Annotated in this window: 7 protein-coding genes; 3 read left to right on the plus strand and 4 right to left on the minus strand. The window is 70.4% G+C overall.

All coding sequences use genetic code 11. The annotated features are described in order from the left end of the window. Positions 1–465, minus strand: a 465-nt coding sequence (locus VGB60_RS08955; RefSeq protein WP_414644500.1) for a serine O-acetyltransferase, incomplete at its 3' end; no start/stop codon positions are given. A 19-nt stretch (positions 466–484) separates the two neighbouring features. Further along, on the minus strand, positions 485–1,135 hold the full coding sequence (locus tag VGB60_RS08960) for an NUDIX hydrolase (RefSeq protein ID WP_331037922.1): 651 nt from the start codon (positions 1,133–1,135) through the stop codon (positions 485–487). A 45-nt stretch (positions 1,136–1,180) separates the two neighbouring features. On the opposite strand from VGB60_RS08960, the gene VGB60_RS08965 reads away from it, so the two are divergent. Beyond that, positions 1,181–1,783: a nitroreductase gene (locus VGB60_RS08965; RefSeq protein WP_331037923.1), complete on the plus strand. Its 603-nt coding sequence runs from the start codon at positions 1,181–1,183 to the stop codon at positions 1,781–1,783. Between the two features lie 145 nt (positions 1,784–1,928). On the opposite strand, the gene hutI is transcribed toward VGB60_RS08965, so the two are convergent. After that, entirely contained in the window at positions 1,929–3,137 is a 1,209-nt protein-coding gene (gene hutI, locus VGB60_RS08970; RefSeq protein ID WP_414644501.1) for an imidazolonepropionase, read from the minus strand. 13 nt (positions 3,138–3,150) lie between these two features. Then, the gene (locus tag VGB60_RS08975; protein WP_331037925.1) at positions 3,151–4,038 is read right to left on the minus strand and encodes an arginase family protein; all 888 of its coding nucleotides are present in this window, start codon (positions 4,036–4,038) and stop codon (positions 3,151–3,153) included. A 166-nt stretch (positions 4,039–4,204) separates the two neighbouring features. On the opposite strand from VGB60_RS08975, the gene hutU reads away from it, so the two are divergent. Both hutU and hutH read left to right on the plus strand, forming a co-directional pair. Next, the gene (gene hutU / locus VGB60_RS08980) at positions 4,205–5,878 is read left to right on the plus strand and encodes a urocanate hydratase (protein WP_331037926.1); all 1,674 of its coding nucleotides are present in this window, start codon (positions 4,205–4,207) and stop codon (positions 5,876–5,878) included. 2 nt (positions 5,879–5,880) lie between these two features. Beyond that, positions 5,881–7,100, plus strand: a 1,220-nt coding sequence (hutH, locus tag VGB60_RS08985) for a histidine ammonia-lyase (protein WP_331037927.1), incomplete at its 3' end; no start/stop codon positions are given.

Here is a 7,100-nt window from a genome sequence, read left to right on the forward strand (position 1 = left end):
CCCCAGCCTTGCGGCCGGATGAATGTCGACCTGGAACAGTTCCGAAATGCGGCTCTGGAAGTGGAAGGCCAGCGCCTCGCGACCCTCTCGCCACAGCCAGTGCGCCACGCGATACGCCTGCAGCGCCTGAAAGCCCTTGAAATAGAGGAAGGGCTGCAGCAGCGTCTTGATCGCCGGATCCCGCTCGGCCACCGCCTGCAGGTCAGCCTCCGCCGCGCGGACGATCGTCGTATCGGCCTCGAAGGCGACGCGGCAGATTTCGCGGATCGACATCGGCCCCAGCTCGCCGTCGCCCAGCTTGCGCGCGATCTGGAAGCTGAGCGCCGAGGCCAAGTCGCTGTGTGACAGGATAACGGCGTTCAGCTGCGACGCCAGATGGGGCTCGGCGCGGATGGTCTCCTCAGCCGCTGCCCGCAGCAGCGACCAGGGACCGTCGTGGGCAGGAACGACCTCCAGCTTCGGCATCAGCGTTTCCTCGTCCGCATCATACGCTCGCTAGCATGGCCCCGGCCAAGGCCGGCGGCAACTCGCCTTCCCGCGCCATATGGTAGGCTCTCAGCGCCGTCGCCAGCGTGAACATGTCGCGGATCGCCCCCGCCCCGATCTCGCGCAACAGGTCGCCGAATGGTACCCGGGCGACGCGCAGGATTTCCGTGGGGTCGGGCGCGGTCGGCGCTTCGCTGAGCCCCCAAGCCACCCACGCCATCGCCCGCTCGTCGGTGATCGAGTTCGCCATCTCGGCCTTGTACGCCGGCAACCAGTGCGCCGCGGTCAGGCCCGCCTCCTCCGCCAATTCCCGCCGCGCGCCCTCCATCGGGTCCTCGTCGAACGGCGCCCCGCCCTCGGGCATTTCCCACGACCAGTTCATCAGCGCGAACCGCTGCTGGCCCACCAGCGTGACTGAGCCGTCGTCGTGGATCGGCAGCACCCCGACCGAGATGTTCTTCGGCCGCATGACCGCATAGTCGGCCTCAAGCCCGGTCGGAGCGACAGCCGGGTGACGCGTCAGCCGCATCCACGCGTTCTCGAAGATCAGGCTCTCGCCGGCCGAACGCCACGGCGGGGGGCGATCGGCCCCGTCGTCCCAGGAGGGCAGCGGTCGGTCGGCGTCGAAGCGGTCGCGGGTATCCGTCATGCGCCGCATATGGCGCCGAGACGCGCCGAGGACTAGCTACCCCACATGACTGACGCCGAACTTGGCCGCGCCCTGCCCCTGCCCGTCCCGTCCGCCGAGCTGGAGGCGCGGCTGGCGTCCCGCCGCTCGGCGCCGGCCCAGGCTCTCACGGCCCCGGGCCCTTCCCCGGCTGAGATCGACCGGATTCTCGTCCTCGGCGCTCGCACGCCCGACCACGGCAAGCTGTTCCCGTGGCGGTTCGTGGTCATGGGCCCCGCCCGGCGCGCCGCGCTCGCGGAGGCGTTCAGGCCGCTCGCCCGCCGACAGGCGGATCCGGGCAAGGCGCTGAAGGTGCTAACGAAACTGACCGCTCCGCCGGTGAGCATCCTTGTGGTTTCCAGCCCCATCGTCGGCCACAAGGTCGCTGTCTGGGAGCAGCAGCTGTCCGCGGGCGCCGCGTGCATGAACCTTGAGCACGCGGCGAACGCGTTGGGCTATTCCGCCAGCTGGATCACCGACTGGTACAGCTACGATCCCGACGCGCTGGCGCTGCTGGGCGTCGGGCCTGACGAGCAGGCAGCCGGGTTCATCCATCTGGGGACGCTGTCGGAGCCGCCGCTGGAGCGACCGAGACCAGACCTCGCCTCGCGGACCCTGTATCAGCCCTGAGCCAGAACCGCCCGGACCAGCAGGACGACCGCGCCCGCCATGGCCAGGTTCAGGGCCGCCAGCAGGGCCAGCAGGACGGTCTCGGTGCGGTCTCGGGACAGGCGCATGAGCGCAGCCTGACCGGATTCGCGGTGCAGCACGACGGCTAGGCCGGCAGACCCCCCGCATACCGCCGGTGCAGCAGCGGCTTGCCCAGCCAGTAGCAAAGCTCCGCCGGCCGCTCGATATCCCAGACGGCCAGATCGGCGGCCATGCCGGGCGCGATGACGCCGCATTCGTCCGCAAGGCCCAGCGCCTTCGCCGCCACCCGGGTGGCCCCGGCCAGCGCCTCATCCGGGGTCAGGCGGAACTGGACGCATGCGAGGTTCAGGGCGGCGGTCATCGACGCCACCGGCGAGGTGCCGGGATTGCAGTCCGTCGCCACAGCCATGGCTGCCCCGTGCCGCCGGAACAGTTCGATCGGCGGCGGCGTGGTCTCCCGCAGCATCAGGAAGGCGCCCGGCAGCAGCACGGCGACGACCCCCGCCGCAGCCATCGCCCGCACGCCGGCCTCGGTCGAGTGCTCGACATGATCCGCCGACAGCGCTCCGTACCGGGCCGCCAGCGCCGCGCCCCCGCCGTCCGACAGCTGGTCGGCGTGCAGCTTGACCGGCAGGCCCAGCGTCCTCGCCCTTTCGAACAACCGGGCCACCTCGGCCTCCGAAAAGGCGATCGGCTCGCAGTAGGCGTCGACGGCGTCGACCAGGCCCTCCGCGTGGGCGGCCGGCAGGATGTCGTCGATGGCGAGATCGACATAGGCGGCGCGATCGGCGCGGTGCTCCGGCGGCACGGCGTGCAGACCCAGATAGCTGGTCCGCACCCGCACCCCGCCCTCACGCCCGATCCGCCGCGCCACGCGCAGCATCTTCAGCTCGGTCTCGCGGTCGAGGCCATAGCCCGACTTGATCTCCACCGTCGTGACGCCCGACGCCTTCAGCCCCGCCAGCCGCGCGAGCGCCGAAGCGTAGAGCTCATCCTCGCTCGCCGCCCGCGTCGCCGCCATGGTCGAGACGATGCCGCCCCCCGCCCGCGCGATCTCCTCATAGGTCGCGCCCTTAAGCCTTTGCTCGAACTCGCCCGACCGGTCCCCGCCAAACACCAGATGGGTGTGGCAGTCGATCAGGCCGGGCGTGACCCAGCGGCCGTCAAGGCGGTGGGTCTCGGCGGTATGGGCGGGCAGGTCGGCACGCGGCCCCGCCCAGATGATACGACCGTCGCGGATCAGAACGGCGCCGTCCTCGATCGCGCCGTAGGCCGCGCCACCCTCGACCATGGTGGCGAGCCGGCAGTCGCTGATGAGCAGGTCTGCCGGGATCATTCGCTGCCGCTCATCGCGTCTCAAAACCCGCCAGCAGTTCGCAGAACCACCGTCCGGCCGTCAGCGAGCCGAGGTCGCCGACCTCCAGCGAGGGGTCGTATTCGGTCAGATCGACGGCCTTCACCTTGGCGTGCGCTCCGATCACGCGCGTCGCCTCGAAGAAGTCCTGCACAGACACCCCGCCGGGCCGGGCGCCGGGAGAGGCCGGCCACTGGCTGCGGTCGATCACGTCGATGTCGAAGTCGACATAGATAACGTCGCACAGGCCTGAGAGCCGTTCCAGCTCCTGCGCGGCCACGACGGCCAGCTCCTGCTCCCGGCACTCCCGCGCTGCCCGGACCGATATCCCCGCCGCCTTCGCTTTTTCGTGCCCGCGCCGGGTGTTGGCGAACGGAGCCAGCCCGATCTGGCTGATCCGCCGGCCGTCCAGCCCGTCCTCCAGCAGCGCCTGAACCGGATTGCCGTTGGTCAGGCCCTGATCCGTGTCGCGCAGGTCGAAATGGGCGTCGAGCGTCAGCAGCCCGGTCCGCTCCAGCCCCAGCCCGTGCACCCCCGGCCGGGTGATGGCGTTGTTGCCGCCGATCATGACGGTCAGCGCGCGCGGGGCCTGCGCCGCAACGGCCGCCCGCACCGGCTCGAAGGCGTCGGCGGGCGACAGGGCCTTCAGCGGCACGTCGCCCGCTTCATGCACCCGCCCCGACAGCTCGCGTCCGGTCTCCACGTCATAGGTGGAGAACCGCGGCAGCACCGCCCGAAACGCCTTCGGCCCGAGGTCGCACCGGCCCGGCGTCAGCGACCGTTCGTTCAGCCCCGCCCCGATCAGGGCGACGGGCGCATTGGGATGATCGCCGATCAGATCGGCGACGCTGCGCCAGCCGAGAGCGTCTGAGTCTGTCATCCACCCACATAACCCCTTCTCCCCTTGCGGGAGAAGGTGGCAGCCCTGCGACTTGATCGGGGGGCTGACGGATGAGGGGTCGCACCGACCGCTGGAGGGCCCCCTCATCCGACCTCGCTTCGCTCGGCCACCTTCTCCCGCAGGGGGAGAAGGGATAGGTAGCGCCATGACTCAACAACAGACCCCGAACCGTCGCGTCGTCCGCGCCCCGCGCGGGCTGGAGATGACGGCGAAGACCTGGGCCGCCGAGGCGGCGCTGCGGATGCTGATGAACAACCTCGATCCCGAGGTGGCGGAGCGGCCGGAAGACCTCGTCGTTTACGGCGGCATCGGCAAGGCCGCGCGGGACTGGCCGTCGTTCGACCGGATCGTCGAGGAACTGCGCGCGCTGGAAGCCGACCAGACCCTGCTGGTGCAATCGGGCAAGCCAGTCGGCGTCTTCCGGACGCACGCGGACGCGCCCCGGGTGCTGATCGCCAACTCCAATCTGGTCCCGAAGTGGGCGACCTGGGAGCATTTCGACGAGCTCGATCGCAAGGGGCTGATGATGTACGGCCAGATGACGGCCGGTTCGTGGATCTACATCGGCACCCAGGGCATCGTTCAGGGCACCTACGAGACCTTCATGGAAGCGGGCCGCCAGCACTACGGCGGCGACTGGTCCGGCCGCTGGATCCTGACCGCCGGCCTCGGCGGTATGGGCGGGGCGCAGCCCTTGGCGGCGACCATGGCCGGCGCCTCCTGCCTCGCCGTCGAATGCCAGCGCAGCCGCATCGAGATGAGGCTGAGGACCCGCTACCTCGACCTCATGGCGGAGTCGCTTGACGAGGCGCTGGCGCTGATCGAACAGGCGAAGGTCGACGGAAACCCGAGATCCGTCGGCCTGTTGGGCAATGCGGCGGATGTTCTGCCCGAACTGGTGAGGCGCGGCGTCCGGCCCGATCTCGTCACCGACCAGACCAGCGCCCACGACCTGGTCAACGGCTACCTGCCGCAAGGCTGGACCGTCGCGGAATGGGAGGACCGGCGGGTGTCTGACCCGGAGTTCGTCAAGGCCGCCGCCCGCCAATCCTGCGCCGTCCATGTGCGAGCGATGCTCGCCTTCCAACAGATGGGCGTGCCCACGACCGACTACGGCAACAACATCCGTCAGGTCGCCTTCGACGCGGGCGTGGAGAACGCTTTCGACTTCCCCGGCTTCGTCCCCGCCTACATCCGTCCGCTTTTCTGCCGCGGGATCGGGCCGTTCCGCTGGGCCGCCCTGACGGGCGACCCCGACGACATCCGCAAGACCGACGCGGCGATGAAGACGCTGTTCCCCGCTGACGCCGGGCTGCATCGCTGGCTCGACATGGCGGGCGAGCGGATCGCCTTCCAGGGCCTGCCCGCCCGCATCTGCTGGATCGGCCTCGGCGACCGTCATCGCGCGGGGCTGATGTTCAATGAGATGGTGGCCTCGGGCGAATTGTCCGGCCCCATCGTGATCGGCCGCGACCACCTCGATTCAGGCTCCGTCGCCAGCCCCAACCGCGAGACCGAGGCGATGCTGGACGGCTCCGACGCCGTCTCCGACTGGCCCCTGCTCAACGCCCTTCTGAACACCGCCTCGGGCGCCAGCTGGGTGTCGCTGCACCACGGCGGAGGCGTCGGCATGGGCTACAGCCAGCACTCCGGCGTCGTCATCGTCGCCGACGGCACGCCCGAGGCCGCGCGACGGCTGGAGCGCGTCCTCTGGAACGACCCCGCCACCGGCGTCATGCGCCACGCCGACGCGGGCTACGAGATCGCGAGAGACGCCGCCCGCGAGCACGGGCTGAACCTGCCGAGCCTGAAGGGCTGACCATGAACCATCTGATCATCGGCCAGTCTCCCCTCACCCTCGCCCAGCTCCGCGCCGTCCTCGACGCCCCCTGCACGGTCGCGCTGACCGACGCGGCCTGGACCGCCGTCGACCGGGGCGCCGCCACCATCGCCGCGATCGTGGCGGAGGGGCGGACGGTCTACGGCGTCAACACCGGCTTCGGCCTGCTGGCCAACACCTCGATCGCGCGGGACGATCTCGAGACCCTGCAGAAGAATCTCGTGCTCAGCCACGCCTGCGGCGTCGGCGCCCCGCTGGAGGACCGCGTCGTCCGCCTTCTGATGGTGCTGAAGATCGCCAGCCTGTCGAAGGGGGCATCCGGCATTCGCCGCGAGACCCTTCAGGCGCTGATCGCCATGGTCAACGCCGACGTCCTGCCCTGCATCCCGTCGAAGGGATCGGTCGGGGCCTCAGGCGACCTGGCGCCGCTGGCGCACATGAGCTGCGTCCTGATCGGCGTCGGCGAGGCGCGCCGCAAAGGGGAGACGCTGGACGCCGAGGCTGCCCTGGCCCGGATCGGTCTCAAACCTCTCACCCTCGGGCCCAAAGAGGGCCTCGCTCTTCTGAATGGCACCCAGTGCTCGACCGCGCTGGGCCTGGCGGGCCTGTTCGCCGCCGAGGCGACGTTCGCCGCGGGCATCGCCGCGGGCGCGCTGTCGACCGACGCCTTGAAGGGGTCCGACGCCCCGTTCGACGCGCGGATCCATGCGCTACGCGGCCAGCCCGGCCAGATCGCCGTGGCCGAGCGGCTGCGCGCTCTGGTGGCGGGCTCGGCCATTCGCGACAGCCACCGCCACGACTGCGCCAAGGTGCAGGATCCCTATTCATTGCGCTGCCAGCCGCAGGTCATGGGCGCGGTGCTCGACGTGCTGCGCAGCGCCGCCGCCACGCTGGAGCGCGAGGCCAACGCCGTGACCGACAACCCGCTGGTCTTCATCGAGGACGGCGACGTCGTCTCGGGCGGCAATTTCCACGCGGAGCCGGTGGCCTTCGCCGCCGACATGATCGCCATGGCCCTGTGCGAGATCGGCAACATCTCGGAGCGCCGCACCTCCATCCTCGTCGATCCCAAGATGAGCGAACTGCCGGCCTTCCTCGTCAAGGAGAGCGGCCTCAACTCCGGCTTTATGATCGCCCAGGTGACGGCGGCGGCGCTGGTGGCCGAGAACCGGATGGTGGCGCACCCCTGCTCGGTCGACAC

It is taken from the genome of Brevundimonas sp. (genome assembly GCF_036399195.1).
GTDB lineage: Bacteria > Pseudomonadota > Alphaproteobacteria > Caulobacterales > Caulobacteraceae > Brevundimonas.

Coding starts and splice junctions, on each gene's coding strand:
- VGB60_RS08960 (WP_331037922.1), bottom strand. CDS start 1,135: ATGACGGATACCCGCGACCGCTTCGACGCCGACCGACCGCTGCCCTCC.
- VGB60_RS08965 (WP_331037923.1), top strand. CDS start 1,181: ATGACTGACGCCGAACTTGGCCGCGCCCTGCCCCTGCCCGTCCCGTCC.
- VGB60_RS08975 (WP_331037925.1), bottom strand. CDS start 4,038: ATGACAGACTCAGACGCTCTCGGCTGGCGCAGCGTCGCCGATCTGATC.
- hutU (WP_331037926.1), top strand. CDS start 4,205: ATGACTCAACAACAGACCCCGAACCGTCGCGTCGTCCGCGCCCCGCGC.